Genomic DNA, 25,382 nt, shown 5'->3' with positions numbered 1-25,382 from the left:
CAGGATCCTTGCCGAACATCATCGGCGCGTGCTTGAGTTCGCGTCTCCTACCGGAGCCTCGAGCTCAAGCACGCGAAGAAAACGGTCTTCAAGAAAGTGAAACGATGTCTGTGAATCGCACAGATAATTCGAGCATTCCGGTCGGCGTGTCTTCCATTGGGCGCGGATCGCTCGTCGCTGACGTTGCGCGTCTCCCCGATTGGCTCGTATGAGCCCGAAACCGGACACTCGTCAACCCCGCGCGAATGACTCATGTGGGTCGGGAATCGCCCGATGAAGGACATTGATGCGTTGAGAGGAATGGGTCCCACGGTTGCATTGGGTAGGAACGTGGTGCGTGCATCTGTGCCTTACCCGGCTTTTTCTCCGACCGATCCAGCTGGGTCAACGTGAAGCGAAAAAAGGGACGTAGCGATAGCTGAGAACTCACAGGAGGGTTGCCGCCGATGTACGGGGGGGCAGATGCGAGTAAGCTCGCATCGTGGGGTCCGAATGGCGCCTGATTCTGCTGATACGGGAGAACACGACCGCGTGGATCACCGTCGGCGTCTGACGGATCTGTCGGATCGGCGACTGGGGTTGCCATGAAACTCGATACTGGAATGAACGATCGCTTTGCGTACCGTGCGTACCAAATGATGCACCCAGCCACGAAGGCCGACCGAATCACCAGATCGCGCGCGATTGCCCAAATCTTGTCTGGCGGTGGCATTGGCCTGGCGCTCTCGACCTGGGTGTGTTTCCGGCTTGGAAGCGACTTGACGGTAGTTGCGCTTGTCTACCTGATTGAGATCGTGCTGCTGTCTCTGTTGGACAGCCTCGTTGCATCTGCCATCTTCTCGGTGATGGCTCTCGGTTGCCTCAACTATTTTTTCACGCAGCCGTTGTTCAGCTTCAGGGTAGACCTGCTGAACGATGTCGTAGCGCTGATTGCCTTTCTCACCGCGTCTCTGATCGTGACCTCGCTCGTGCACCGGGTTCGCCGACTAAGTGAAGTCCATCGGAAGCAGGCGCAGCTTCTCGACCTCACCCACGATAGCGTGATGGTTCGCGATATGGAAGACGTCGTTACCTACTGGAACAACGGCGCTCAAGCGCTTTACGGATGGAAGAAGGAAGAGGTGCTCGGCAAGGTTGCTCAATCCGTCCTGTGCACGCGTTTTCCCGTGGCGCTCGGTGATATCAAGGAATCTCTGTTTGCAACGGGCCGCTGGGAGGGGGAATTGATCAATACCCGGCGAGACGGGTTACAAGCCGCAGTGGCAACCCGCTGGGCGCTGCTGCGAGATGATCGGGGTCGCCCGATCGCGACGCTCGAAACGAGCACCGATATTACTGAACGCAAGCGGAAGGAAGAAGCGCTGCAACACGTGGCTCGTTTGACGACGGTCGGGGAATTGGGTGCATCGTTGGCTCACGAACTTGCGCAGCCGCTTTGCGCGATCTCCCTTGACACCTCCGCGTCTCTGCGATGGCTCGACCGGGACACGCCCAACCTGGAGGAGGCACTGCCCGCCCTACGACGCGTCGTTTGTGAAAGCCAACGCTTGACGGAACTTTTCTCGCGCGTGCGCATGCTGGCCAGGCGGACGCCTCCACAGATGACGCGGCTTGAGATGAACGAGGTGGTCAATGACGTTATCCCCCTCGTGCAACGCGAGGTCCTGAATCAGCGCGTTACGTTGAAAACGAAGCTTGCGACAGGCCTGCCCGCGGTCCTCGGCGATCGGATTCAACTGGCGCAGGTGATGACCAACCTGATCATGAATGGGATCCAGGCGATGGACCGTGTTGAGGATCGGGTTCGCGAGCTCTTGATTGAGTTGCGCCGCAGCGACGAGAGCAGTGTGATTGTAGCGGTGCAAGATTCGGGGAAGGGGATTGATGCTGAGAACGCCAGCAAGCTCTTTGAGCCTTTTTTCACCACGAAGCCTGAGGGCATGGGGGTTGGGTTGTCGATATGCCATTCAATTGTTCGAGCTCACGGCGGAGAGCTGCGTGCGATGAACAATGCCGGATACGGTGCAACATTCGAGTTCAGTCTTCCATCGATCACCGCGAACGCGCCTGAAGAATGACAGTCCCCTTGTTTTCGCGCGGTTTTCGTGGCGCCATCGAAAGGGTCCGTACTACGCCGGCAATCGGACTTTCGTCGGTGGCGCTTGAACGGCCCTATAAAGGGTCGTTCTGGGACGTTGTTCCTCGTTGTCCCCATCTTTCTCAAACCCGATCGGTTTGTTAGCTTTGCCAGCATCGCCAGGCGGTGCAGCGATTACGGCGGGCATCCGGCACCCTCGGCGGCCCGCGCCAGGGCGGCCGTCCGTTGCAGTTCCAGTTCCAGCAACGCCATATTCAGCGAAGAGACGAGTTCTTGCGCCTGGTCCTGCGTGAGCAAGACAGTCTCGACTTGCTGTTCGACTCTCCAGACGTTCCGGAACGCACGCCCGCACAGGCGGATCGAGGAATGTTCGTTGGCCAGGTCGACGTCAATCTTCCAGCGGCCCGTGGGAATGAGTAATCGCAGCATCATGCTTTCGCCCGGGCACCGGCCGGATTCGCGAAAGACTTCGACGCAGCCTGTGCCCAGGCGGTGAGCGGGCTCAGAAGTGCCCGCTGGAATTCGTGCAATTGATAGAACATGTTTGCCTAAGGATAAGCTGAGTAAGAGGCGAGGAATCCCATGTTGTGCAGTATTGGACGAATGAGATAGCCACACGCGAAGCCAAGCCCGAGGGCTCGCAAGCAGCCATTCGCTGAGTACGCGACGCGATGGGCTGGAATTGCCGCCCTGGTCCACTTTGGCCCTTGGCGCTACGAGCCTACGTTGTTCAAGGAACCAATCGGGCACGGCTGACGGAATGGAACGCGCCATAACGGCAGGTTGCAATCGCCTCAGCATCGGACTGTGAAGCGGCCTGTGCGAAGGCAACTGACCAACGGCCGCAGACATCGCGATAACGGATCGAATAGGTGAACATGGCAATCTCCTGTGACATCCACGATTCGGGGCTTGGCACCCTTCGTCCAGTCTCCCAGACGATAGGTGGTCGAGCAATTTGGTCAGCGTTCTTATGTACCGCGTAGAAGACGCTGGTCGTTACCGCCGACATCGGATCGTCTCGGCGCAGCAGGACCCAATCTCTTGGGTTCCTGCTCATCGTGACCGCGAAATGAAATCGCGAACTCGATGGAATCAAGGTAGACGGACGATCGGAAAAAAACCATTGTACGAACGGTCACTGCAGTCCTCCGCGGGCATAACGCGCTCATACTTTTGGATATATCGAGGTGTCCAGGAGCGAGTGTTCGAGCCTTGGCGGCGATGTAGCGGAAGCCGTGACCAGTTCTTGCGCCTGGTCCTGCGTGAGTACGACAGTCTCGACTTGCTGTTCGACTCTCCAGACGTTCGGGAACGCCCGCCCGCACAGGCGGATGGTCGGCTGGTCGTTGACGGAATGCGCATCCGCCTTCCAGCGACCCACCGGGATAAGTGTTCTCGACATCGCTCCTTCGCCCCTGTGTCAGGGCCCGTCAGTGTGACGCGTAACCTCGATTTCGGAAAAGCCGGCAAACCCGCGCGCGGGAAAACATCACCTGTTATCCAAGTCAGCATCGGTGGCGTACGTCCATCGGCCAGAAACAGACAATCGCTCCTGGCCGCGATTCCTGGTAATCGGCAAGCACTGGTGCTTAAGACTAGAACTTATGTCGGATGCCGACACGAGCGACCGCTTGATGACGATTGGAGGAAGGCGGCAGATCGGCGATGTTCGCAACCGCCGCGTGCCCGGTCGAGTCGTTTCCGCTAACCGTCTGCCAAGCGCCTGAAACATAGACATCGGTGCGCTTGGACAGCTTGTGATTCACACCGGCGGAAAGCTGATTGTATTTGGCGCCCCCAATGGTTTGAGTTACGGCGTTCCCCTTCAGGAAGTTATAGGCCGCTCCAATCGACCAATCCGGGGCAATCAGATATTGCAGGCTGACTTCAGCGTCGTTGAAATCCGCACTGCTTCCACTAAGCGCGGTAATGTTGGAATAGCGGATGTTCGAATAGGTCGCGCCCATAACGACCTGTCCAAACGTATATGAACCGCCGGCCGCTACGACCTGGTACGTTCTTGCCGACGCATAGCCGCTATAGATCGGGCTCACGGTCAGCCCGTTTGACGTCCCGGTATCGATTGGGTTGCTCCCGAACAAGGACGCCGCCGGATTGTTGACATGTGAATATCCTACGGACATGCCAAGCGTGCCCCTCACGAAATGAGCTCCGAAAGAATAGGCCTGGTTGGTTGCAAGCGACCCTGGCACACCGCCGAAACTATAGAGACTTTCGAAACTCAAACCACCAAAGTTGGGGCTCTGGTACTTAACTGAATTGTTCTGGCGACGGGTGAAGTTGAAATTGTCGAGGTCGCCGGGATGTGCCGCGTGATCCGAGCCAAGATTTGAATCACCGAACGCATATATGCCCACGTAGTCGATCATGGGATCATATTGCCGCCCAAGCGTCACGGCGCCATACCGGTCGCTCGACAATCCAACAAAGGCCTGTCGGCCAAATTCATCGCCGCCTTGGGCGAGATTCCCTGTGTTGAGTTCAAAGCCGTTCTCGAGCGTGAAGAGCGCCTTGAGGCCGCCACCGAGATCTTCGGATCCTTTGAGTCCCCAGCGGGACCCGTTCAGACCGTTGTTGGCATCGAGTCGAAACAGCCTGCCGCCGCTTTTGCTGCCGGCAACAGGCGCATTGCTGATTGCTTCGAAGCCCTCGTCAATGATGCCGTACAAGGTAATGCTGCTTTGCGCGTGCGCGGCGGGAACAGACAGAAAAGAAGCACATGTCAACAAGATTTTTTTCACTGGCAAACTCGCAGGACGCCGGCCTCGCCCCCCGCGCGCGCACAGCGCAAGCAGGTCCGACGATGGCGAAGCGGAAGAAAGAAAACAACTCAGAGCCAATGAACGAAACGAAACGCGGGCCCACTTTATTCCGCAGAACCTCGGAAAGCGAGTCCGTGAGAGTTCTTGCAGCTCCACATAACGTTGGCCGCGCCGGCTGAACAAGCGTTTAGAAGACAAAGCGAAAACAGGATTGATGTGGTGACGGTCCAATTCGACCGTCACCGCGGGGGCTTCATCGTTGAACTATCCGGATGTGGTATCGACGGTGTCACAGCCCACTGGGGTAAGGACATTCCAGCGAGCGAGCACCTTTGTCAAATCTTATTTAGTACGTCACGCCGCGCCACCTGAATGGGCATCAGTGCCTTTCTGATGAAGTGGCGAATCGGCTTCTCGAAAAGGTAGTAGGAAGCCACCGCTGTTGTCAGGCTGCCGGCTGACAGGATCGCAAGCCGCAGAGGCGATGATTGCGACAGTGCCGGGATGAATTTGCCCGTCAGGTGCACGACGGGTAGGTGCCACAGATACAGCGAATACGAAATCTCACCTTCATCGGCTTCTGCTTTGGCCTGCTCGGCCTATCCGCCGGCATCACCGTCGGCGCCGCGTACGCGGGCGTGATGTTCTTCCGAATTGACCCGGCGGTGCTCGCGCAGCTACCCGGCATGCTCGGTGCTGAAGCGGCTAAGGCAGTTGACATGTTGCCTCTAAAGCGCTACCCGACGAGGCTGGTGTTCGCTCAATGCTTAGCCGGTTCCTCTGACGAAGCCCCGTTGATGGAAGGCGCATTCCCGAACGGGGAAGCGGACGTTCATCCGTCGCGCCTATACGGCCGGACCTGGTCGCGCACGGCCAGTCGCCAGTACGTGCGGCTCCGAGACACAAGGGGAGCGGCACTGTGAAGCGCTGGCAGCATGCGTGGCCGGATACGGCTATGATGGAAGGTGGCGATCTATGCCGAACCAAAGGAGAATGCCGGGATGATTCACGTCATTGCCACGATCACTGCCCAGCCCGGTCAACGCGACGCCGTGCTGGCACTATTCGCCAAGAACCGCCCAGCGGTGCTGGCGGAAAACGGATGCATCAGCTACGAGGCGGTAGTCGACGTACCGGACTTCGGGACGATTCAGACACCGCTCGGCAATGACACATTTGCCGTAATCGAGCGCTGGGAAAGCGCCGAAGCGTTGAAGGCACATGCGGCGTCTGCGCACATGGCCGAATATGGACGCAATACCAAGCCGTTGCTGGCTAGCCGCGTCATCAATGTGCTGCAGGCTTGCTAAGGCGGCGGCTCGCACCGCCCGCGTGTGCTAGCACGGGATAGCGTGCGGCCGTGCGCCTAATTGATCAACGCACGGCGAAGGTAGTCGTCCGCCATGCGGCGCCCCGTCCGAAACGTTCGCCATCGTTTCCGGACCAGCGTTTGTCTTGTCGACGGGCAGATAAATTTTTTTCGACCGGCACGCTCCCTTCGGTTGCAATCAGTCGCGGTCCGGCCAACTTGAGTCGCTCAAAATGGATTCTGAACGACCGGTCCTGAGGCGACGAGAGACAGTCCGAAGTCAGCGCGAATCTTCGGCCCTGTTTCTGCGCGTTTTTTACAAATCTCCTTGATCTCTTAATCCTTTATTTGCGACTTTGTAGCCAAGCTGAAAGGAGTAAAAAACAAACAAAGGAGACACACCATGGACCTCCTTTACATCGGCGCAATACTTACGTTCGAGCGATCTCGTTAGCAATGTTGATGGGCGTGGACAAGTTGCGCCGCACGTCAAGGGATCGTGGAACACACTAGTTGTGACGCTCGCCTGTGCTTCCGATCACGCCAATCTGGATCCGTTCATGTTGCATCCGGCACCGCCATTTCTTCAACGCGTTGCGCTGGCCGCGGAAATCCACTTCCCATAACCCACTCATCGGTTCGCGCAGCGCGTCAGGAGTTGGCCTGTTTCAGACGATTGCGTGCGGCGCGGACGATCGGCGGTTCTCTCAAGGCGTTTTCTCGATACAGCCCCAGACAACGGCAGACCGTCAGCCGTCCTGTGCTGGAGGAACGATTTTTCTTAGAAGCGGACCGAAGGTCAGGCCCTGAACCAGGATCGAAAAGATCACAACGATATACGTGGTCGTGAGGATTAACTCTCGTCCGTTCATTGTTGCCCAGGAACAGCCCGGCGACGACCACGGCGCTAGGCCCTGACATGTGAATCGCGTCGGCGAGTGCGTACGAACCCATGCATAGCGCGATGGAAAGCAGAACTTCGACCTGATAGTCGTCGATCTTGCGAAGCAGGCGAAACACAATCCAACCAAGAAGCCAGCCAAGCAAGATACCGCCAAGCGTTTCCTGGATAAAAAACCACGACACGCCGGCAACGCTCGGATTACTCCGACCGGTAGCAATATCAAGGATCGTCAGAAAGATTACAGCGCCGACACCGTCGTTGAACAGGCTCTCGCCAGTGATCCGGGTTTCCAGATCCTTCGGCGCCCCGGCTTTCTTGATGATGCCGAGCACGGCAATGGGATCCGTCGGAGAGATCAGTGCGCCGAACAGTAACGCGAAGATGAAGCGCAGTTCATATCCCAGCAGATGGGCTGCGCACCAGAACAAGGCGCCTATGACAAACGTCGAAATGATGGTGCCGAGGGTGGAAAGGATGGTGACGGTCCACTTGACCTTGTATAGATCACCCAGGTCCACGTGCAGCGCCCCGGCAAACAGCAGAAAGGCGAGAAAGCCGTGAAATACCAGATCGCTGGACGGTGCCCTGACCGTAGGGTGATTCGGAGCGCACTTTCCAGCGCCCCAGTGAGATGAGCCATTCCGGCAGCCTGCTTTTTACCCCGGGAACCGGGTCTCTCAGCGGGTGACATGAAAAATGGAGGCGTTCAAAAAAACATAAAACCAGCAGGTCGGATGGCGGGGAAACGTTGCTCAGCTGATAGCGACCGACATCGAAACGACATCGGTACCCGTGTCGGTCGACGTCAACGTCGTCGCCATGGCCGCAGTCGTTGTTACACTTGCGCCACCGGTGACGTCGACTGCCGCGCCGGAAGATGAAGTGGGGGCCAGCGTCAGAGTCCCGGTATCGGGAACATTCACCGTCGTTAGCGCTGTGTCAGTGAGGGCGACGTCGGAAGCGCTTGCGCTATCCATGGTCACGTTCGGGGACGTGATGCCCCCGTCCGGCACGGCGGGGGAGAAATCCTCGTCGGCAGACGGCTTGCAAAAAGGCGGCGTATTCATCGACTCCCATCCAGGCAAAGACAGGAGAGGCGCTTAAAGAAACAGAAAACCGGTAAAAATCAGGGTGCGGAAAACTTGCTTAGCTATCCAAGGAGCCGAGTAGCAAAAACCCGCCCCCTTGTGAGGGGCGGGTTTCAGTACCCTCAGTCGCAAGCCAGAGGGGTATTTACAAGGCAAATGCCGATAACGAAGCCACAACCAGGTGGCCATTCATCGATCAGTTAAATCGAGTAAGACGTGTAATCCAGCTTGAAACCTTCTTCTCCATAACTCGGACTAGACTGGTTCGGTCTGGTCTGGCCTTTTCCCCGGCAGCGCTTTGTATTTCTCCCCGCTCGCCCGGCACCTCCAACGTTGGTTCAATTTTTTGAGCCAGCGTACCCAGCGCTAAAACGGCTGCCCGCTGCAAGCGGTTGCGACCCGCACGTACATTGAAGGAGACGTAAGTTGAAAACACGTTCGACAGTCCGTAGTGCCGGTGCGCTCATGCACATTATTGCCGTGAGTGCGGCCGTGGGCGCAGCCATGATGTCGATCGGACCGACGGCTTTTGCGCAAGCCAGTTCACCCGTTAGTAGCAGTGTGTTCATCCACCGGTCGTTCGACACGGGCAATAGCGCGGTCAACGATAACTTTCAGTATATCGCGCGTCCGCCAATGCACCCGGTGGCGGCGAGCGAGCCCACCGTGGCACGCGGTGGGCACCGAGGCCGTCGCGGGCAAACGGGGACAACGGGCAGCGGCACGAACGACGCAGGGGCAGCTCCGCTACCGCAGATGCCGACGGACGCATCATCCAACGCGTCGGTGTCGCAATAGCGCCTTTTCATCAGATCAGGCCGCGCACCGTGCCGGGCGATCGTGTTTACCGTCCAGCCGGGGTGTGGGCTCGACGACGCATTGTCCTCCGAAGCGAAGAGTCGCCCTCGCGGCGGGCATAGAGCGGGACATTGGCGCTGTTATCGTGAATCGCTCGCGCCGGCGTCGGCCCGAGCTAACCGTCGCACTCTTTCATCCGACGCTCAAGCTCGGCAATATCCTTCGAAGCTGCGAGGTATCTATCACGGCGGGTCCGCTGGGTATTCCGCAGCCAGCGGTCGAGGCGTTCTAATAGGAGAGTGAAAAGCATACGTATATCCGGTTCGATTGAAGGTTATCTACGGTGTTGCGATGGCGCGCGTCCGAACGGCCGTTCACGTTCGACCTGAGCCGCTCAAGCACTGGTGCCCCCATCGACCTTCAGACTGGTGCCCGTTACAAACGCCGCATCGGGGCTTGCCAGCCAGGCGACAAGTCCCGCAATATCGTCGCCTGATCCGTAGCGGCCCAGTGCAATTGAGCCCCGGATCTGGTCGGCCATCGGACCGTTGGCCGGGTTCATCACCGTATCGATCCGTCCGGGCTGGACGTTATTGATCGTAATTTCCCGGCCGCCAAGATCCCTTGCCAGCGCACGCGTCATGCTGGTTACCGCACCTTTCGTCGCGGCATAGACGGACACGCCCGGAATCGGCATGTAGTCGCTGCTGATGCTGCCGATATTGATGATCCTCCCGCCTCTTTCCATGAAACGGAGCGATTCCTGAATGGCAACAAGCAGGCTCCTGACGTTGATGGCCAGCATCCGGTCGATATCTTCCAGTGGGAAGTCGTCGATCAGGCCGCGGCGGAACATTGCGGCGTTGTTCACGAGAATATCCAGTCTCCCGAAGCGTTTCGAGGTCGATCCGACCGCGGCTTTTACCGCGTCCGCGTCGGCGCAATCCGCGCGAATTGCTACGCCCCGCCCCCCGGCGCGCTCGATGTCCTCGATGACGCGATCCGCGTCGGCCCTCGAGTTCGAATAGGTTATCGACACGGCCGCGCCATCGCTTGCGAGCCGATTAGCGATGGCCGCGCCTATCCCGCGAGAGCCCCCGGTCACGAGCGCCACTTTGCCAGCCAGTTGTCCATTAGAAAAAGTCACGTTTGCTCCTTTCAATTGCATTCTTTGCTCGTTTCAGATCGGCCGCGCTTGCCTCTTATATAAGCAGGCGGGAGGCATGTGCGAGCGCCGCAATACCGAACCCGGCAACGCTGCGCTGCTGCGACAGGACACGACTGTCTTGTGAGAAATTTTAGGTAGTTTGCGCCGATCGTACGTGCCAAAATGAGCCAATGAACCAACTGTATGTGGCAACATTAGGCACATTTGCGCGTTTATTTGAGACGATGAGCCAATGAAATTGGACCGGATCGACATTGACATCTTGCAGGCCCTACAGCGGGACGCTCATGTCAAGGCTGCGGACCTCGCTGAATCGCTGGGCATTTCGCTTTCGCCGCTCTACCGGCGCATTCGTCTGCTCGAAGAGGCGGGCGTCATTACAAAATATGTGTCACTACTGGACCAGGAGAAGGTTGGATTTCCAGTCACCGCCTACGTATCGGTCGCAATTGAAAAATCCGCGGCAAAGCTGGCGGCTTTCGAGCGCGCCCTGCTGGGTTGCGAGGAGGTGATGGAGTGCTATCTGATGACGGGCGCGTTCGATTACATCGTGCGGCTGGTGGCCAGCGACATGGCGGGAATCGAGCGTTTCGTGATGACACGGCTCGCGACCATCGATGGTGTTCGCGACGTCAGCACGTCGATCACCTTGCGGCGCGTTCAGTACAAGACCGTGCTACCGGTTCGCGAGGGCGGAGAGTAAATATCCGATCGCACTGGAATGACCCGGCAGCAGACTGCTAAGGGTACCAGGTCGCATTACGTACCTCGATTGGCTGCGCTGAGTGACCTTCAGGTTGCAGATCGCCCTTTTCGTCAATTGACCCGCTGCTCCAGTTCGATTCGACAAGATGCTGCTGACCGGAGCGCCCCCAGCGTCCGCTCCGCCCCACGGAGCGGACTTTGGCGACGTTCCGCTGAGGGGCGGGAAGGGGGTCGCTTACGGAAGTTCGGCCCCCCGCCAGAGCCGAGGGCCTCGCCATCATTTCAGTCTCCTTTCCCGGGCTGCGTCACCGGTTGCACCGCGTGGCGTGTTGGAGTTTCGACCGAATACCGGCGGAGAAATGCTGGTCGCCTGTCTGTGATCCCACTGGAAGGCGCCGGGCGAGCCAGACCTCCTGTCGTTTGCCGCTATCACCGACGAGCCGCCACCCGAGGTGGCTGCAGCGGGCCACGACCGTATCGTCCCGATCAAGCCGGAGAACATCGACGCGTGGCTATCGCCTGATCCTGCGAATCTGGGAGCGCTCCACGCGATCCTCGACGATCGCGACCGTCCGTCCATATTACGAACATCGGCTCGCGGCATAGGTGCCTTCGGTCGACCACGACGAGGGGCGGGCAGCGTCAGCGTCGGACTCGCTTCGGCCATCTCCAGCCGTTCGTCCTCGCAATAGCAGGGACATGCGGACGTCAGTTCCAGACTTGGCAGCAGCCGTACGGATCGGGGCGATGTCGGCGTCGCTATCCCGCACAGATACGCCTTCCTCTCCGACTCAGCCAGCACATCGCGCATCCGTAGTGCGCTATCGCGCAGATGGCGCACCCCGGATCACGTTCGTAGCGGTTGACCAGCACTAGCGATACAGCGCTGTTCAGATCAGATTCAGGATCTCGCGAGCCTGGGCTGCGGTCGCGACGGGGCGACCAAACTCCTCGCAAAGTTCGGCAACCTGGCGCACGAGCGCGGCATTGGACGGGGCAAGCGTATTCTTGTCCATCCGCACGTTGTCCTCTAATCCGGTGCGGCAGTGCCCCCCTAGTTCGAGAGACCAACGAGCCATTGTCAGTTGATTGCGGCCGATGCCGGCGCCGGTCCATGTGGCATCGGGCGAAAGGCGCTTGAGGGTTCGGACGTAGAATTCAAGCACTTCGCGATCGACAGGCATTGCGTTCTTTATGCCCATGACAAAGTGGATGTGCAGGGGGCCGACGATTGCGCCCGCCGCCTGCATAGCTGCAGCCTGGAAGATCATCGACAGGTCAAAGGCCTCGACTTCGGGCTTGATGCCGTAGGCTTTCATTTCGGCGGCGAGCCAGTCAATCAGGTCCGGCGGATTGTCATAAACCCGTGCTGGGAAATTGACCGAGCCGGTTGCCAAAGATGCCATGTCAGGCCGCAGGGAGAGCATGGCACCTCTTTCGTTGCCGGCCCCGGAGCGACCACCGGTGGACACCTGGGTGATCATGCCCGGCGCGTGCTTGCGAATGCCTTCCAGCACCAGCGCGAAACGCTCGGGATTAGACGTGGGAGTTTCGTCATCGTTGCGTACGTGAAGATGAACCAAGGTCGCTCCGGCTTCGAATGCCGCCTGAGTTGATTCCACCTGCTCGTTCACCGTAATCGGCACAGCCGGATTGTCTTGCTTGCGCGGCAGTGATCCCGTGATTGCAACAGAAATGATACAAGGCTTGTTCATGCTTGATCTCATCAGATTAGGTACAGGGAACAGCGTATTTCTGGTGCCTCCGGCATCATCGAGAGGGCGACCTCTGCGCTGGGTTGGCGCTGTCCTCCGTCGTATAGGTCGACAATTCCCATGCATCGTATGGGCGGCACCTTGGCTTCGTCCAATACTGCTTGAATCCACGATGATACCGAGGGAGTATCGATAGCCGGCGACGCAGCCGGTCGACACCCGACAGGGGCATTTGAGCGTATTACGGATGCCCTCGCCGGCGGTGACGGACGAACAACACCATTAAATCTATACAAGAGCACCGCACATTGCTGTAGAGCGTCCGCAAGCGGAAGGTTGTTCAGACTTCCTCCAGGACAGGCCAATCATCAAGACGGGGGCTTCGACTCCATATGCTAAGCTAAAGTCGGCCGGCTGGCACCCAAGGGCAACCGACGGCGTGGCGATGGACGTCTCCCTGCCTTTCACCGTACTCGCCGATTGCGGTGCGCTTTGATGGTCGTCCGGACTCCCCAGGATGGCGTTCAACAAGGAACAATCATGGCAAAAGTACTCGTGCTGTATTACTCGATGTATGGTCACATTGAAACGATGGCCGACGCAGTGGCCGAAGGCGCACGGTCCGTGCCGGGCACCGAAGTGACGATCAAGCGAGTCGCTGAAACAATTCCGGCCGACCAGGCTGCAGCCCACGGGGTCAAGCTCGACCAGAAGGCGCCGGTGGCGACGCCTGACGAGTTGGCCAATTACGACGCCATCATCTTTGGCACGCCGACGCGCTTCGGCAACATGGCCGGACAGATGCGCACCTTCCTGGATCAAACCGGCGGACTGTGGATGAAAGGGGCACTCGTCGGCAAGATCGGCAGCGTTTTTGCTTCGACCGGCACCCAGCACGGCGGTCAGGAAACCACCATCACGTCGTTCCACAGCACACTGTTACATCAGGGCATGGTGATCGTGGGCGTTCCTTACTCCTGCGCAGGACTGGTCAATATGAGCGAGATCACTGGCGGCACACCCTATGGTGCGACCACGCTGGCCGGCGCCGACGGCAGCCGGCAACCGTCACAAAATGAACTGGATATTGCCCGCTTCCAGGGCAAACACGTCGCTTCGCTGGCGTTGAAGATTGCGGGTTAGCGTAACCGGTTCGAACCCGTTGAGTCTCGCCGGGAGGCGCTCGCCTGCCACTCTCCGATGCTCGCCTCTCGCAGTCCCAGATTCGTAGCGTTCATTCAAGGAAAACAGCCATGCGATACACCCTCTTCGAGGAACGGAAGGACGAACTGATTCTTGTCGCGCGCATATGATTCTGTTCGTGATCTTTGGCTGGAGCAAGTTGACAGGTTTCTCAGGCACGGTCGGTTTTATGGCAGCGGAAGGTACACCGCTCCCGACGGTCGCTGCCATCATTGCAATCGTCATGGAGTCTTCGTTGGAATCGCAATCGTGCTCGGGTTCTACACGCGACCGCTCGCATTTCTCTTCGCGTTTTACACGCTGGGTACAGGTCTGATAGGTCATCATTTCTGGACGATGACTGACGGCGAGCGCGCAGCAAACATGATCAACTTCTACAAGAATGTCAGCATCATGGGTGGCCTGCTGCTTCTGTGTGTGACCGGGCGGGGCAAGTATTCTGTCGACAGGAAGTGAGGGCGGGTCACTTCAACGGATCGTTCGCATTGCCTGGGCGCGAAAGCCGACCCGTTACCGCGAGGGTCTGTGTTATCTGATCTGGTCTGCGTTAGGCGAGAGTCGCGCCGGACGCGATCGCCGCGCTCGATCGTCGGGCGGTACGCGGCCATGAAGGGACGATCGACGGGGACGTCTACATCGCCGACAATCGACCTTTATTTCGCCGACGATATCATGCCCATGTTGAGAAGAAGAGCATTTACCACCTTCCTGTGCATCGCATTGTTCGCGGGCAGCGCAGCAGCTTCGCAGCAGTCACAGAGGCCACCAGGTCCAGTAATGATGGTCCATTTCGATTACTACCCCAAGGACCTACCGCAAATTCGCGCTCTGGAGTATCGGCTAGAAGGCGCGATAAAGCGCGCAGGTGTTGGCGAGCTCGGTGAGACCGAACTTCACGTTGACGGCAATGATGGCTACTTGTATATGTACGGCCCCGATGCTGATCGAATGTATGAGGTGGCAAGCCCAATCCTGAAATCGTCCAAGCTGATGACCGACGCCGAGGTCACGAAGCACCTTGGCGTTCGCACGGAAACGTTCGAGATACACCTTGACAAGATGCGATAGCGACCCAGTCTCCCGCATTTAGCTGGTTGTTGTGTCAATTCGAGGCGGTATGACATACCGCTTCCACACGATTGCCAGCCGGATCGAACAGGAACGCGGCATAGTAGTCGCTATGGTAGTGAGGCCGAAGCCCTGATTCACCGTCTGAACGTCCCCCGGCGGCGAGGCCTGCCGTGAAAAATGCGTCCACTTGTTCGCGGGACACTCCTTGAAGCACCAATGCCGCTGGTTCACATCGATCCTGCTTGGGTCCAGATAGACAGCGAGGCACGTCGATTTGTGTCAACCGCCGTGCAGCGCTCTCCGTAACCGAGCGCACTGGGACGGTCATAGACCTTGGTTGCCCCCAGCACCTTCATGATTGAGTCGTAGAACGGACGTGCCGCATCAAGATCGGTAACGCCGATCGAAACATGGTCTGGCTATGCATCCGCTGCCGTCAAGAGCTCCGACCAAGTTGGTTGGGCCCGGACTCGACGACTTCGGCCTGTATTTCATTTGTCCTTTTTGCGAGCGACGCAACGACCTCGAGAGCCTTGGGCGTCAGAGCGGGGCACTAGTCTTGCGTCAGACTGGTAAATAGCAGTTCCTTGCGGTCGGGTCAGTTCAGATGCGCTTGAATTCGACGGCCCATACCCACGGGTTAGCGTCCCAGCCATAGCCACGCGCGGCATTCAGGTCGTCCCACAGTTCGCGGTATGAGTTGGTCGGCGGATGAGCGAGGTGGTCGAGCCCTTCCACAGCCCATTCACCGTCGCCATCCGTCCGTTGAATCCCTTCCGCCATCGCGTCTGCATCGGTGATGTCCTGCAAGCGCTCGACGCGCGCACCGGTCACCTCCAGCGTGATACGCGAGGCGACGCGCGGCATAAAGATCGACGGGCGTGTGTGCCAGGTCGGCAATGCGCCGGTGAGACGTCGGGCGTCCGGATCGGCACCTTGAAACCGATAGGCAAATCCGGACTCGACCGTCATGTCGACGAAGTACCATTCGTCGCGCGCTTTCGTTGCGTTGAAGCGCCTCTCCCAGCGACCGAACGCGACGAACGTTTCTTTCACCCAAAGCCGATCGCCAGCAAACCCATACGGGCTGAGGTCGTTCTCGGGTAGAGCCACATATTCGGGCGTGAAGTTGCCCGGCTGCAGCAGATCCAGGGCGAAGCCTTTTACGACGCGGCGCGTCTGCGTCTTCGGGGCGATGTCGCGCAGCAGCGCGCGCACCATTGCGCCGCTAAAAAGGATAGGACGCTCTTTCATTTTGGGCGCCATTCGACTAGCGGCTGATCGGCGCGAACATACAGTGGGTGGCGCGGCGAGCCGTCTTTCGTCATGCCGAGACACCAAAGACGCGCTCCGGCATCGCGCATGATGCTGGCGACACGTGCGGCCCGCTCGGGCTTCGCGTTCGATCCCCAGGCGCACACAACGTCGCCGCACTCCCGGGCGCAGCTCCACAGAGAGTCGTCGTTATCGGGGCCGACCGGGTCACGGTGCGTCCAGAGTGCCGCCGGATTCGTCGAGCGCAGCGCGTAGAGGTTTGCAACCGCGAGGCCGTTGCAGTCCCACAGCTTCGCGAAGCCGCGGCAACGGCGAATGGTCGGGTCGTCGAGCTGCGCATCGGCGGTGCTTGGGTTGAGCATGACGAACAGGGCCGTCGACTTCACCGGCGCCAACGATTCAGCGGCACGCGTCAGGCGATAGCGATACGTGCCGCAAGGGCTGATAACGGCGCTCACGATCGATCTCCATGATCCCTGGCAAAAGAAGCGGCGCATAATGGTGGAATCCCTTTGTCAGGGCGATGGAGGTAGATGTGGCTACTTTTGCGATAGACGCCATTCGCATCAACCCGGCGAACGACAGGATTACCCATGTGCGTTGGGCTCCCGTCGACCCGTCGACGCGAGACTGGATGTCCCCCACGTCGATTGTCGGCGTCCCCGAAGTCGTCGCCGCGATCCGGCGGGGTGATGATGTTTGGTCCCTTTTTACGCTTGGCGGCACACGGTATCTGGGGCCAAAAATTGTGGCTGTCGCTCACACCGACGGCCACGACGGGATTGACACGGGTGTCCCTGGCGATCATGTCGAAAAATGCATTGACGATCTGCCGCACGTTTGACCGCTTACCTTTAAGGCCGTCGGCGATCATCGCGCGCATCGTTTCTCGGCAGTCGCCAAAGTCGCACTTGTCGATCCACTTGCTCATGATCCCACCTCCGTATCCCCAGCAGATGACGCAGGGGCGGCATAGATGATGCGCACAAATTCGGCTGCGTCATTGGCAAGGGCGTGTTCGTCTCGGGCTCGATCAACGTCGTGCCAGTGGCAGTTTCCGTACGTCTCTTTCCGGTAACTTTCCTGGTAGATCGCTGCTTGCGCTACATCGTCACCGCTGCGGGCGGCGAGAGCGGGGTCGAACACGCCGAAATTGCCCAAAACTCGCTCGGCCCGGTCGTAGCTTCCTGCCAGTACCAAGTCGCAACTATTCCCTCGCCCACGTTCCCGTCCTCCAAGGCCGATTTGATGCCACCCCGCACGAGATCGAACAGGTCGCGCCGGTCGATCGTGACCGCGTTTCGCACCGCGTCTGCCTTCACTTGCACATCGCTCATACTTGCCATTCCTCGCTTTTACGGTTTATTCAGTAAGTACTTCCCCAGGAGTGCTTTGGATGGGCACGCCTGATGCGGCGATTCGGTCGCTATGCATAGACCTTGTCGTCGGAGGAAGCCATGTCTAGCCCGACTTATGTGCCGTATCGCGGATACCGCATCGAAGTTCACGTCACTCCAGCAATGACACGGCCGATCGGGGGTGCCGGGCGTCGATATCGGGTGTCATGGTCGCTTTCGTCGCTGCAGCAACCGGAGCAGTGCGTTGCAAGTTTTCCAGAGCAATTCGATTTTCTTTCCGAAAAGGACGCTTTCAGGTACGGCGAGAATCGAGCGCACACATACGTCGATTCGATCGTGTGCGTTCCGTCCAGGAGGCGGGAACTCGACTATGGCTCGGAGCAGACGCAGCCAGCCTGATAGGTCCGCTGTTGCGTTGCCTTGCGTTGCGTTGTGCAGCTTTCGTGTTGGATCATGAGTCGTTTTCATGATGTCTCTCTATGGTGATGCGCAACCACTGGGCGGCGGATGGGGTCGGTCTCGTTGGGCAAGCGGCCACCCGTTGCCGCTCGCTGGTGCGATCTCTTGCGCACTGCTGCTGCGGTCGCCTGGGAGCAGCCGAGGAACTTGCGGATCTCGATCACGGTACTGCGCAACTCGCCGGCAGCGATGGCCGTCATGACGCGAGTAACGTCGTCTTGCGGCTCGGTTGCGGGTGACTCGAGCGCCCCGACCGCGTTACGGGTGTCCGTTACTTCCGTGACTGGCGCGGCGTTACTGCCTTGTGTGACGGGCGTTAGCGCCATTTCAGTCACCGCGGCGGGGCACAGCGCGAGCAGCCAGGCGAAGCAGGCGACACCCCTGACTTCACGCCGGCAGCGTATGAGTGGAGCGGTTCTGGCGTCGTTGCGCCGCCGCCATCTGCGGAGGCGCTGAATGCAGCGAAGGACGGTCAGAAGGGCGTCGTCTCACAAGGCTGCCAAGACACGATTCTCGCTGGATTCACGTCGTCCGCGCTCGGCGCTGCGCACTCGTACCCGGCAAAGCCGACCGACCAGCAGAACCTGAACGCATCGGTCGTCGCGTCTATCCTCCCTGGCGTCGCTGAGAACTAGACTACGCCGTTCTGGTGCGCTGATTCGGCCGGCGAGTGGGCTTACGTGATGCACACTGCCGCGCAAATCCAGCAGGTGGGCATGGACGGCAAAGCGGCGATTCTGGCGTGCCTGACGAAGAACCAGCAGCTTGGGACGCAAATTGATGCAGCGACTACGGTCGAGGCGGTGCAGGCCATCACCTGGAGCTAACTATGAGCCGAATGAAGCTGCTGATGGTATGGGCGCTGGTCACGCTTGCCGCGCCGCTCCGGACGACGCCACGCTGCCAGCCGGACTGTTTTAATCGGCCGGGTGCAGCTGTCATTCGTTGCTTTGAGTCGGCCGTTGAATCCTCGGGCGCGACGACCGCCGCTTGGGTGAGGTCTAATGGCGGAAACTGACCAGAGGCGAACGGCTGAGGCTTTTTCCAAGGTAGGCTTCGTCGTGGGACCGAACCCGTCACTTCCGTCCGCTCGGGCCGATTACGGGGCGGTCATCCTGACAGTGTCATTGCTCGCAGTCGGGGTAATCGTTTGCGCAAGGCATCTTTGGCGTACGAAGTAGATCTTTTTCCTAAATCCACGGCGTTCGGTGCCGTTATACAGGTGCTTGACACGACTTGCGACCCGGCGCCGTAACGCCTCAATTCCTATGCTGGCTTGCACCTATTCGGATAAAGACTCCGTGCCATCCGCCGCAGCCGCGGGCGGCGGTGTCGCACTGCCGCCGGTTGACACCCAATGCCAAGCGGTGACGAGACTCGCGCGGGCGCATTTCGGCGTCGCAACCGCCCTGGTCATATTGTCGAACGCTCATGGGCAGCGGCTCAAGGCGTTCGACGGCGTTTTGCCTGACGTCCTGCCTCCGGACCTATCAGGTCCGTCGTTGCAAGCAAGCACGGCGAACGACGGGATGGTCGTCGTGCCGGACACGTGGGTCGACGAGCGCTTTCGCGGCACGGTGCGCGGCGTCGCAGCGCGGGGGCCGCGCTTTTACACCGCCTGTGCGCTGACAAACGCCGACGGACTCCATGTGGGGGCGCTGTGCCTGCTGGATGACTTGCCACGCGCACTCGATGACGCACAACGGGAGTTCCTTCGTGAATTGGCCGGGCTGATCGGGCACGGGCTTGAACGCGCGCACGCACTCGCGACGCTGCATGACCGCGTGAAAGAACTGGAGGCCGGCGCGGAACTCATGACGCTGGCACTTGCCGGCAGCGGGACCGGCGTCTGGGACCGCAATGTCGTCACAGGGGAAATCGACTACTCGCCTGCCTGGAAGGCCATGCTCGGCTACGAGGAGCATGAGCTCAGCAACCGGATTGAAGACGCCTATCTGCGCTTGCATCCAGACGACCTCGCTTACGTCGAGGCGGCGATGCAGGGGCACTTTGAAACGAAGACCGACAGCTACGCGGTCGAGCACCGGATCCGTTGCAAGGACGGCAGCTACAAATGGATCTGCAGCCGGGGCAAGGTGGTCAACCGCGACAGCGATGGTCGCGCACTGCGCATGGTCGGTACGACGACCGACATTACGGCGTTGCGGGAGATGGCCGCGCGGCTACAGCAGTCCATTGAGCTGATCACGAACCTGACGGACGAGGTTCCGGGCCTGGTCTTCCAATACCGGCTGATGCCCGATGGGCGCGCGTTCTTTCCCTACGCGAGCGACGGAATCCGCGATATTTACGAGCTGACGCCAGAGCAGGCTACGACGAGCGCGGAGACTGTCGACGCGCTGATCGATGCGCGCGATCTGGCCGCGTACCGAGAGTCGATTGAGGAATCGGCGACAAGCATGTCGCCGTGGCACCTTGAATATCGAGTGCAACTGCCGCGCCAAGGCTTGCGCTGGCGGCAGGGCGATGCACGGCCGCAACGGCTGGCCGACGGAAGCACGCTGTGGCACGGCTTCATCACGGACGTGACTGAGCGCAAGCTCATCGAGGCCGAGCTGCAGGAATCGGCGACAATTGATTTCCTGACCCAGTTGCCCAATCGCCGCCACTTCATGATGCGAAGCGAGGCGGAGTTATCGCGCGTCCGGCGCGCTGACAGTCGTGTCGCCTCCGTGCTGATGTTCGATCTGGACAACTTCAAGGCGCTCAACGACCGCTGGGGACACGAGGTCGGCGACCGCGCGCTCAGTCACTTTGCGGCGCTCCTGCGTACCGAAGTGCGGGCCAGCGACATCGTCGGCCGCCTGGGCGGCGAGGAGTTCGCGATGGTCCTACCCGATACCGGTACGGACGCGGCCATTGCGCTCGCGCGACGAGTCCAGCAGCGTACGTCGCGAACCCCCTTTCTGCTGTGCGGTGACGAGCACATCGTGCTGACCGTCAGCATCGGCGTCGACACGATGCGCGTGACAGATGTCGGCGCCTATCAGTCGCTGTCTCGTGGCGACAAGGCAATGTATCGCGCCAAGGAGCGCGGTCGCAACCGGATCGAGGTTTATGGCGACTAGTTTAGCCGGAGGTCCATTAGACATACATGATCATTGCGGGCGGCAGTCTGCCGGGGGAGCGCTCCTGCTTTCACCATGCTCTTTGACGCGCCGCTCCGAAGCCGGCAACGCCGAATGACCGCGGTTGCGAGCGATGCGGAAACCCAGGCGGCTGAGGCAGCAACCACGAAAATTGTGTACAAGCACGGGTACTTTCTGCGCCCCGAATCTCGATGAGATTCACCAAAATCGACATGCGCTCGAACTCAATCGTTGAACGTCCGCTTTCCCGGCTCGTCTAGTTGTGCTTAGGGTGGGGCACCGCCCATCGTCGTCCCTACTACTGCGCCGTAAAATAGCTTCGCCTGTTACAGCGAAGGGTGCGAGGCGCTATGAAAACCCGTACACGGTTCCTTACCGCAATATTGGCGGCGCTCGTCGCGATTGCGCGCGATAAGTGAAGTCACGTTCAAAACGGGTTCCGCTCACGGTCGATGTCAGCGAATAAGTGACTGTGCCGGCCGGTCTGCCGTCGATCTTTCCTGTGGAAGCGTCACCGCAGCAGTAGCAACGTCGCTCGGCTGGCGTTACGACGTGCGGTCTCACGACCAGACTGAATCCTGGCGTGCAAGTCTGGCAGCCGCGATTCGTGAGGGCAATCGAACCGCAACAGAGGTGCCCTAGGGGAACGGGTTCAGCGTCAGCGCGCGGCCATAAGCTGCTAGACATCTGCCATGACTCCAAGGGCGGCTTGCCAAACAGAAGCGGCCGTTGCAAAGAGCCATATTACTGGACGAGCCTTGGAAAGCTTGCACAGAAGGTGTGTACGCCGATCCGGGTAAATTGTACGTCCCGTTGCCGTACATGGATTCGAAAGATGAAAGATGAAAGATTGCTGGAGATGCGCGTCTTCAAGGCGGTGGTCGAGGCCGGGGGCTTCACCGCGGCGGCGAACATGCTGGGGGTTAGCCAACCCTTTGTCAGCCAAAGCGTCAACAGTCTGGAGCGCAGGCTCGGCGTGCAGCTGCTGCATCGTTCAACGCGCACGCAGCGGCTGACCAATGAGGGCGAGCGCTTTCTTTCGTCCTGCAACGACATTCTCGATAGCGTGGAGGAAGCGGAAGCGCAGGTGCGCTCCAGTGAGCCGACCGGCAACTTGCGCATCAGCGCGCCCCAAGCGTTTGGCATGGATCAACTGGTGCCCGCGTTGCCCGCTTTCCTGTCGTCCTACCCGAAGTTGTGCGTGCATTTTTCGCTATCGGATTCGAACGTCAACCTGATCGAGGACAACTTCGATGTCGCAGTCCGCATGGGCCGGCTGCAGGATTCCTCTTTGCGCAGTCGAAAGCTCTGCGACCTTCAACGGATCGTCGTCGCTTCTCCGGGCTATCTCGCGGCACACGGCACACCCGTGACGCCGCTCGGCCTGTCCAGGCACGCCTGCCTGACCTGGGAGTCGCCGCGCGAGCATCTGAACCAGTGGCCGTTCATGATCAACGGCAAGCTCGAACGCGTCGCGGTGCAGGGTAGTTTCCGCAGCACCGACGGCACAACCCTGTTTCAGCTGTGCGTGGCCGGCGTGGGCATCATGCGTCTCGCCGCCCACCTTGCCTTGCCCGCGATCCGCAGAGGCGATCTGGTGCCGCTTCTCTCGGAGTACCAGGCCAAGGACGACACTGCGATCCATGTCGTCTATCTCCCCGAACGCCAGCTGGTGCCGCGCATCCGCGCCTTTATCGACTACTTCGTCGAAGTTTTCCGCGAGCCACCCTGGGAGAAGCCCTAGCCGCCGGCGATTTATATATGGGCGCAATAAATCCTATTGCTCGGCGCGCCTAGATCAGCGACGCGTGTTTCTTTATCGTGACCGGCATGCGATCACCGTTAACCCAGGAGACACCATGAGCACCGGCACCGGAAAAATCGATAACAGCGCGCAGCAGGCCGAACTGCGCCGCACGATTTCGCATCCTTCAAACAATTCCATCTATCGGCCGAAGCAGGCAGGGCTGAAGTTCCCCGAGTTGCCCGACTTTTCGTCCTTCGCGCAGGAGCGCCAGCACCGTAAGGAACGCCTCGTCGCCGCATGCCGCGCCTTCGCGCTGCATCATCTCGATTACGGTTTCGCCGGCCACCTCACCGTGCGTGATCCTGAGTTCCCGGAACTGTACTGGACCAATCCGATGGCCGTGCATTTCTCCCAGGTGAAGCTCTCCAACCTGATCCTGGCCGACCATACCGGCAAAGTCGTCGAAGGCAACTACGCGCTTAACCGCGCCGGCTTCGTGCTGCATGCCGCAGTGCATGAAGCCAATTCGGACATCGTTGCGATGTGCCATGCGCACACGGTCTATGGCACCGCGTTCGCGGCGCTCGGACGTCCGCTGGACCCGATCACCCAGGATGCCGCGGCTTTCTATGAAGACCATATCGTGATCAAGGACGAGGCTGGCGCAGTCGCGGTCGAGGAAGAGGCCGGGCTGTCGGTTGCCGACTACTTCAAAAACGTCAAGGCGGCCATTCACCAGAATCACGGCCTGCTAACGGTGAGCCGCCACAGCATCGAAGCCGCCGCGTTCTGGTTCATCGCGCTGGAGCGCTGCTGCCAGCAGCAGTTGCTGGTCGAGGCCACCGGTATCAAGCCCGTCATGGTGCCGGAGCACAGCTCGCGCTACAGCCGCGAACACGTCGGGAGCGAATACATCGGCTGGCTGCATTTCCAGCCCATCTATGACCAGCTCGTGCAGACCAGCCCGGACATGTTCGACTGAACGGCCAGCATAGGCCGTCGCATACATCACAAGCCGCGCTGGCGCGACAATAAAGCGCCGGCGGCGATTCAAGGAGACAACAATGTTGAAATCCGCTTACGGCGATGTCGTCACGCCAGCCAACGCCGAGGACCGCACTTACGCCAAGGTGACATGGCGGCTGGTTCCCTTCCTCTTTCTCTGCTACGTCTTCGCTTACCTGGACCGGGTCAACGTAGGCTTTGCCAAGCTGCAGATGCTGACCGACCTCAAGTTCAGCGAGACCATCTACGGCTTGGGCGCGGGTATTTTCTTTATCGGCTATTTCATCTTTGAAGTGCCGAGCAACATCGCACTGCATCGTTTCGGCGCGCGCAAATGGATCGCCCGTATCATGCTCAGCTGGGGTGTGCTTTCCGGTGCGATGATTTTCGTGAAGACGCCCACCGCCTTCTACGTGCTGCGCTTCCTGCTCGGCGTCGCTGAAGCCGGATTCTTTCCGGGCATCATTCTCTACCTGACGTACTGGTTTCCGTCCTCTCGCCGCGGCAAGATCACCGCGATGTTCATGACGGGGATTCCAATTGCTGGTGTCATCGGCGGTCCGCTGTCGGGCTGGATACTGAACAGCTTCAGTGGCATGGGCGGCATGGCGGGCTGGCGGTGGCTCTTCCTGCTCGAAGCGCTGCCATCCATCATCGGCGGTTTCGCGGTGCTGCTGTATCTCGACGACAAGATCAGCGCGGCGAAATGGCTGAGCGCTGAAGAAAAGTCGCAGCTCGAGAAGGGACTGGCAAACGAGTCAGAGCACATCGAAGTGCATAGTGCAAGCGGCGCATTCACCAACAGGCGCGTGTGGGTGCTGTGCCTGTGCTACTTCGGCATCATCATGGGCCTGTACGGCATCAGCTTCTGGCTGCCCACGCTCATCAAGGCCTCGGGCGTAAACGACGCTTTCAATGTCGGCCTGCTGACGATGATCCCCTACGGCGCCGCGGCCATCGCGATGGTGCTGCTGGGACGCAGTTCGGACCGGAGCAAGGAACGGCGCTGGCATGTGGCACTGCCGGCCGTCATCGGCGCAATCGGCCTGGTGGCGAGCACGCTGGTGCCCCACAGCGTCGCGTTGGCTGTCGTGTCCCTCACGGTCGCCACGATCGGCATCCTTGGTGCACTGTGCCAGTTCTGGTCGATCCCGCCTGCCTTCCTGGGTGGTGTGGCGGCGGCCGCGGGCATTGCAATGATCAATTCGATCGGCAACCTGGCGGGCTTTGTCAGTCCCTATCTGGTCGGCTGGATCAAGGATATGACGCACAGCACCGACATGGGCCTGTATTGTGTGGCAGCCTCGTTGCTCGTGGCGGCGGCCATTGTGCTGACGATGCCCAGGAGCGTGGTCAACCGTTAAGGATAAGGTTCTGCGGCAGCCATACACGAGATGTCGAATGTACCGGTTCCACCAGCATTCGTTCCGGCTGGTGGCCGCCGATTGACCCAGGAAGCGGCTGTTTCCGGGCTGTTGCTACCGGTAGCAATGGAGGAATGTACGGTGTGCGCTCTGACTCCTTCGCTCTGGACACCGGCCTTTCGCTGAACGCGATTCGAACTTCTCCTTAGGGTCGGCTAC

General features: G+C 59.6%; 24 protein-coding genes and 4 pseudogenes. 14 read left to right on the top strand and 14 right to left on the bottom strand.

Annotation, left to right across the window (positions count from 1 at the left end; all coding sequences use genetic code 11):
• The first annotated feature begins 584 nt into the window (after positions 1-584).
• A complete protein-coding gene (locus ABQJ48_RS33635; protein WP_367842232.1) occupies positions 585-2,078 on the top strand; it encodes an ATP-binding protein in 1,494 nt (497 codons plus the stop codon).
• A 194-nt stretch (positions 2,079-2,272) separates the two neighbouring features.
• Here ABQJ48_RS33635 and ABQJ48_RS33630 read toward each other — a convergent pair whose 3' ends face one another.
• The 4 genes from ABQJ48_RS33630 to ABQJ48_RS33615 form a co-directional block, all read right to left on the bottom strand.
• Positions 2,273-2,530, bottom strand: a complete 258-nt coding sequence (locus ABQJ48_RS33630; RefSeq protein WP_367842231.1) for a hypothetical protein — start codon at positions 2,528-2,530, stop codon at positions 2,273-2,275.
• Between the two features lie 298 nt (positions 2,531-2,828).
• Positions 2,829-2,978: a hypothetical protein gene (locus ABQJ48_RS33625; RefSeq protein WP_367841578.1), complete on the bottom strand. Its 150-nt coding sequence runs from the start codon at positions 2,976-2,978 to the stop codon at positions 2,829-2,831.
• Positions 2,979-3,266: 288 nt separating this feature from the next.
• Complete coding sequence (locus ABQJ48_RS33620) at positions 3,267-3,503, bottom strand: hypothetical protein (RefSeq protein ID WP_367842230.1); 237 nt, start codon at positions 3,501-3,503, stop codon at positions 3,267-3,269.
• 193 nt (positions 3,504-3,696) lie between these two features.
• Positions 3,697-4,863: a porin gene (locus tag ABQJ48_RS33615; RefSeq protein WP_367842229.1), complete on the bottom strand. Its 1,167-nt coding sequence runs from the start codon at positions 4,861-4,863 to the stop codon at positions 3,697-3,699.
• Between the two features lie 165 nt (positions 4,864-5,028).
• On the opposite strand from ABQJ48_RS33615, the gene ABQJ48_RS33610 reads away from it, so the two are divergent.
• From ABQJ48_RS33610 to ABQJ48_RS33600, 3 genes are all read left to right on the top strand, one after another.
• Positions 5,029-5,256 (top strand): DUF4304 domain-containing protein, encoded by a 228-nt coding sequence (locus tag ABQJ48_RS33610; RefSeq protein ID WP_367842228.1) that lies wholly within the window; start codon positions 5,029-5,031, stop codon positions 5,254-5,256.
• A 164-nt stretch (positions 5,257-5,420) separates the two neighbouring features.
• Positions 5,421-5,807 carry a hypothetical protein gene (locus tag ABQJ48_RS33605; protein WP_367842227.1) on the top strand — a complete coding sequence of 129 codons (387 nt, stop codon included), beginning with the start codon at positions 5,421-5,423 and terminating at the stop codon, positions 5,805-5,807.
• Positions 5,808-5,885: 78 nt separating this feature from the next.
• On the top strand, positions 5,886-6,194 hold the full coding sequence (locus ABQJ48_RS33600) for a putative quinol monooxygenase (RefSeq protein ID WP_367842226.1): 309 nt from the start codon (positions 5,886-5,888) through the stop codon (positions 6,192-6,194).
• Positions 6,195-6,844: 650 nt separating this feature from the next.
• Here ABQJ48_RS33600 and ABQJ48_RS33595 read toward each other — a convergent pair.
• The 4 genes from ABQJ48_RS33595 to ABQJ48_RS33580 form a co-directional block, all read right to left on the bottom strand.
• On the bottom strand, positions 6,845-7,621 hold the full coding sequence (locus tag ABQJ48_RS33595; protein ID WP_367842235.1) for a cation:proton antiporter domain-containing protein: 777 nt from the start codon (positions 7,619-7,621) through the stop codon (positions 6,845-6,847).
• A 228-nt stretch (positions 7,622-7,849) separates the two neighbouring features.
• Positions 7,850-8,164, bottom strand: a complete 315-nt coding sequence (locus ABQJ48_RS33590) for a hypothetical protein (RefSeq protein ID WP_367842225.1) — start codon at positions 8,162-8,164, stop codon at positions 7,850-7,852.
• Positions 8,165-9,158: 994 nt separating this feature from the next.
• A complete protein-coding gene (locus ABQJ48_RS33585) occupies positions 9,159-9,293 on the bottom strand; it encodes a DUF3563 family protein (RefSeq protein ID WP_367842224.1) in 135 nt (44 codons plus the stop codon).
• Positions 9,294-9,377: 84 nt separating this feature from the next.
• The gene (locus tag ABQJ48_RS33580; protein ID WP_367842223.1) at positions 9,378-10,151 is read right to left on the bottom strand and encodes an SDR family oxidoreductase; all 774 of its coding nucleotides are present in this window, start codon (positions 10,149-10,151) and stop codon (positions 9,378-9,380) included.
• 232 nt (positions 10,152-10,383) lie between these two features.
• Between ABQJ48_RS33580 and ABQJ48_RS33575 the strand changes: the two genes are divergently transcribed.
• On the top strand, positions 10,384-10,854 hold the full coding sequence (locus ABQJ48_RS33575) for an Lrp/AsnC family transcriptional regulator (protein ID WP_367842222.1): 471 nt from the start codon (positions 10,384-10,386) through the stop codon (positions 10,852-10,854).
• 328 nt (positions 10,855-11,182) lie between these two features.
• Positions 11,183-11,462: pseudogene (locus ABQJ48_RS33570) on the top strand (SOS response-associated peptidase family protein); the annotation flags it as partial.
• Between the two features lie 284 nt (positions 11,463-11,746).
• Here the strand turns inward: ABQJ48_RS33570 and ABQJ48_RS33565 are convergent.
• On the bottom strand, positions 11,747-12,571 hold the full coding sequence (locus ABQJ48_RS33565) for a 3-oxoadipate:acetyl-CoA acetyltransferase (protein ID WP_367842221.1): 825 nt from the start codon (positions 12,569-12,571) through the stop codon (positions 11,747-11,749).
• A 540-nt stretch (positions 12,572-13,111) separates the two neighbouring features.
• Between ABQJ48_RS33565 and wrbA the strand changes: the two genes are divergently transcribed.
• The 3 genes and pseudogenes from wrbA to ABQJ48_RS33550 all read left to right on the top strand — a co-directional run bounded on the left by wrbA (position 13,112) and on the right by ABQJ48_RS33550 (position 14,842).
• Positions 13,112-13,714 carry an NAD(P)H:quinone oxidoreductase gene (gene wrbA / locus ABQJ48_RS33560; RefSeq protein ID WP_367842234.1) on the top strand — a complete coding sequence of 201 codons (603 nt, stop codon included), beginning with the start codon at positions 13,112-13,114 and terminating at the stop codon, positions 13,712-13,714.
• A gap of 110 nt (positions 13,715-13,824) precedes the next feature.
• Positions 13,825-14,230 (top strand): annotated as a pseudogene (locus tag ABQJ48_RS33555) (DoxX family protein).
• A gap of 150 nt (positions 14,231-14,380) precedes the next feature.
• The gene (locus ABQJ48_RS33550; protein ID WP_367842220.1) at positions 14,381-14,842 is read left to right on the top strand and encodes a hypothetical protein; all 462 of its coding nucleotides are present in this window, start codon (positions 14,381-14,383) and stop codon (positions 14,840-14,842) included.
• Between the two features lie 34 nt (positions 14,843-14,876).
• Here the strand turns inward: ABQJ48_RS33550 and ABQJ48_RS33545 are convergent.
• The 3 genes and pseudogenes from ABQJ48_RS33545 to ABQJ48_RS33535 all read right to left on the bottom strand — a co-directional run bounded on the left by ABQJ48_RS33545 (position 14,877) and on the right by ABQJ48_RS33535 (position 16,578).
• A pseudogene (locus ABQJ48_RS33545) lies at positions 14,877-15,249 on the bottom strand (VOC family protein).
• Between the two features lie 199 nt (positions 15,250-15,448).
• The gene (locus tag ABQJ48_RS33540) at positions 15,449-16,099 is read right to left on the bottom strand and encodes a hypothetical protein (RefSeq protein ID WP_473094228.1); all 651 of its coding nucleotides are present in this window, start codon (positions 16,097-16,099) and stop codon (positions 15,449-15,451) included.
• Positions 16,096-16,578, bottom strand: a complete 483-nt coding sequence (locus tag ABQJ48_RS33535; RefSeq protein WP_367842218.1) for a DUF1643 domain-containing protein — start codon at positions 16,576-16,578, stop codon at positions 16,096-16,098. The genes ABQJ48_RS33540 and ABQJ48_RS33535 overlap by 4 nt, the downstream gene beginning before the upstream one ends.
• A gap of 77 nt (positions 16,579-16,655) precedes the next feature.
• Between ABQJ48_RS33535 and ABQJ48_RS33530 the strand changes: the two genes are divergently transcribed.
• Positions 16,656-16,964 carry a hypothetical protein gene (locus tag ABQJ48_RS33530; protein ID WP_367842217.1) on the top strand — a complete coding sequence of 103 codons (309 nt, stop codon included), beginning with the start codon at positions 16,656-16,658 and terminating at the stop codon, positions 16,962-16,964.
• A gap of 259 nt (positions 16,965-17,223) precedes the next feature.
• Here the strand turns inward: ABQJ48_RS33530 and ABQJ48_RS33525 are convergent, their stop codons facing one another.
• A complete protein-coding gene (locus ABQJ48_RS33525; protein ID WP_367842216.1) occupies positions 17,224-17,457 on the bottom strand; it encodes a hypothetical protein in 234 nt (77 codons plus the stop codon).
• A 1,748-nt stretch (positions 17,458-19,205) separates the two neighbouring features.
• Here ABQJ48_RS33525 and ABQJ48_RS33520 point away from each other — a divergent pair.
• Positions 19,206-21,026: a sensor domain-containing diguanylate cyclase gene (locus ABQJ48_RS33520; protein ID WP_367842215.1), complete on the top strand. Its 1,821-nt coding sequence runs from the start codon at positions 19,206-19,208 to the stop codon at positions 21,024-21,026.
• A gap of 420 nt (positions 21,027-21,446) precedes the next feature.
• Here ABQJ48_RS33520 and ABQJ48_RS33515 read toward each other — a convergent pair.
• Positions 21,447-21,548, bottom strand: a pseudogene (locus ABQJ48_RS33515) (SRPBCC family protein); the annotation flags it as partial.
• A gap of 334 nt (positions 21,549-21,882) precedes the next feature.
• Here ABQJ48_RS33515 and ABQJ48_RS33510 point away from each other — a divergent pair.
• The 3 genes from ABQJ48_RS33510 (at position 21,883) to ABQJ48_RS33500 (ending at position 25,163) form a co-directional block, all read left to right on the top strand.
• Complete coding sequence (locus ABQJ48_RS33510; RefSeq protein WP_367842214.1) at positions 21,883-22,791, top strand: LysR family transcriptional regulator; 909 nt, start codon at positions 21,883-21,885, stop codon at positions 22,789-22,791.
• Between the two features lie 115 nt (positions 22,792-22,906).
• A complete protein-coding gene (locus tag ABQJ48_RS33505; protein ID WP_367842213.1) occupies positions 22,907-23,776 on the top strand; it encodes a class II aldolase/adducin family protein in 870 nt (289 codons plus the stop codon).
• A gap of 82 nt (positions 23,777-23,858) precedes the next feature.
• Entirely contained in the window at positions 23,859-25,163 is a 1,305-nt protein-coding gene (locus ABQJ48_RS33500; protein ID WP_367842212.1) for an MFS transporter, read from the top strand.
• Positions 25,164-25,382: the final 219 nt, after the last annotated feature.

Origin of the sequence: Paraburkholderia suaedae, from assembly GCF_040812055.1 — a bacterium.
GTDB lineage: Bacteria > Pseudomonadota > Gammaproteobacteria > Burkholderiales > Burkholderiaceae > Paraburkholderia.
Note: the sequence above shows the minus strand (reverse complement) of the source record. Positions and strands in the feature narration are given on the sequence as shown.

Coding starts and splice junctions, on each gene's coding strand:
- ABQJ48_RS33630 (WP_367842231.1), bottom strand. CDS start 2,530: ATGATGCTGCGATTACTCATTCCCACGGGCCGCTGGAAGATTGACGTC.
- ABQJ48_RS33575 (WP_367842222.1), top strand. CDS start 10,384: ATGAAATTGGACCGGATCGACATTGACATCTTGCAGGCCCTACAGCGG.
- ABQJ48_RS33585 (WP_367842224.1), bottom strand. CDS start 9,293: ATGCTTTTCACTCTCCTATTAGAACGCCTCGACCGCTGGCTGCGGAAT.
- ABQJ48_RS33505 (WP_367842213.1), top strand. CDS start 22,907: ATGAGCACCGGCACCGGAAAAATCGATAACAGCGCGCAGCAGGCCGAA.
- ABQJ48_RS33500 (WP_367842212.1), top strand. CDS start 23,859: ATGTTGAAATCCGCTTACGGCGATGTCGTCACGCCAGCCAACGCCGAG.
- ABQJ48_RS33565 (WP_367842221.1), bottom strand. CDS start 12,571: ATGAACAAGCCTTGTATCATTTCTGTTGCAATCACGGGATCACTGCCG.
- ABQJ48_RS33580 (WP_367842223.1), bottom strand. CDS start 10,151: ATGCAATTGAAAGGAGCAAACGTGACTTTTTCTAATGGACAACTGGCT.
- ABQJ48_RS33510 (WP_367842214.1), top strand. CDS start 21,883: ATGAAAGATGAAAGATTGCTGGAGATGCGCGTCTTCAAGGCGGTGGTC.
- ABQJ48_RS33620 (WP_367842230.1), bottom strand. CDS start 3,503: ATGTCGAGAACACTTATCCCGGTGGGTCGCTGGAAGGCGGATGCGCAT.
- ABQJ48_RS33550 (WP_367842220.1), top strand. CDS start 14,381: ATGAAGGGACGATCGACGGGGACGTCTACATCGCCGACAATCGACCTT.
- ABQJ48_RS33635 (WP_367842232.1), top strand. CDS start 585: ATGAAACTCGATACTGGAATGAACGATCGCTTTGCGTACCGTGCGTAC.
- wrbA (WP_367842234.1), top strand. CDS start 13,112: ATGGCAAAAGTACTCGTGCTGTATTACTCGATGTATGGTCACATTGAA.
- ABQJ48_RS33520 (WP_367842215.1), top strand. CDS start 19,206: ATGCTGGCTTGCACCTATTCGGATAAAGACTCCGTGCCATCCGCCGCA.
- ABQJ48_RS33590 (WP_367842225.1), bottom strand. CDS start 8,164: ATGAATACGCCGCCTTTTTGCAAGCCGTCTGCCGACGAGGATTTCTCC.
- ABQJ48_RS33625 (WP_367841578.1), bottom strand. CDS start 2,978: ATGTTCACCTATTCGATCCGTTATCGCGATGTCTGCGGCCGTTGGTCA.
- ABQJ48_RS33525 (WP_367842216.1), bottom strand. CDS start 17,457: ATGAGCGATGTGCAAGTGAAGGCAGACGCGGTGCGAAACGCGGTCACG.
- ABQJ48_RS33540 (WP_473094228.1), bottom strand. CDS start 16,099: ATGAAAGAGCGTCCTATCCTTTTTAGCGGCGCAATGGTGCGCGCGCTG.
- ABQJ48_RS33600 (WP_367842226.1), top strand. CDS start 5,886: ATGATTCACGTCATTGCCACGATCACTGCCCAGCCCGGTCAACGCGAC.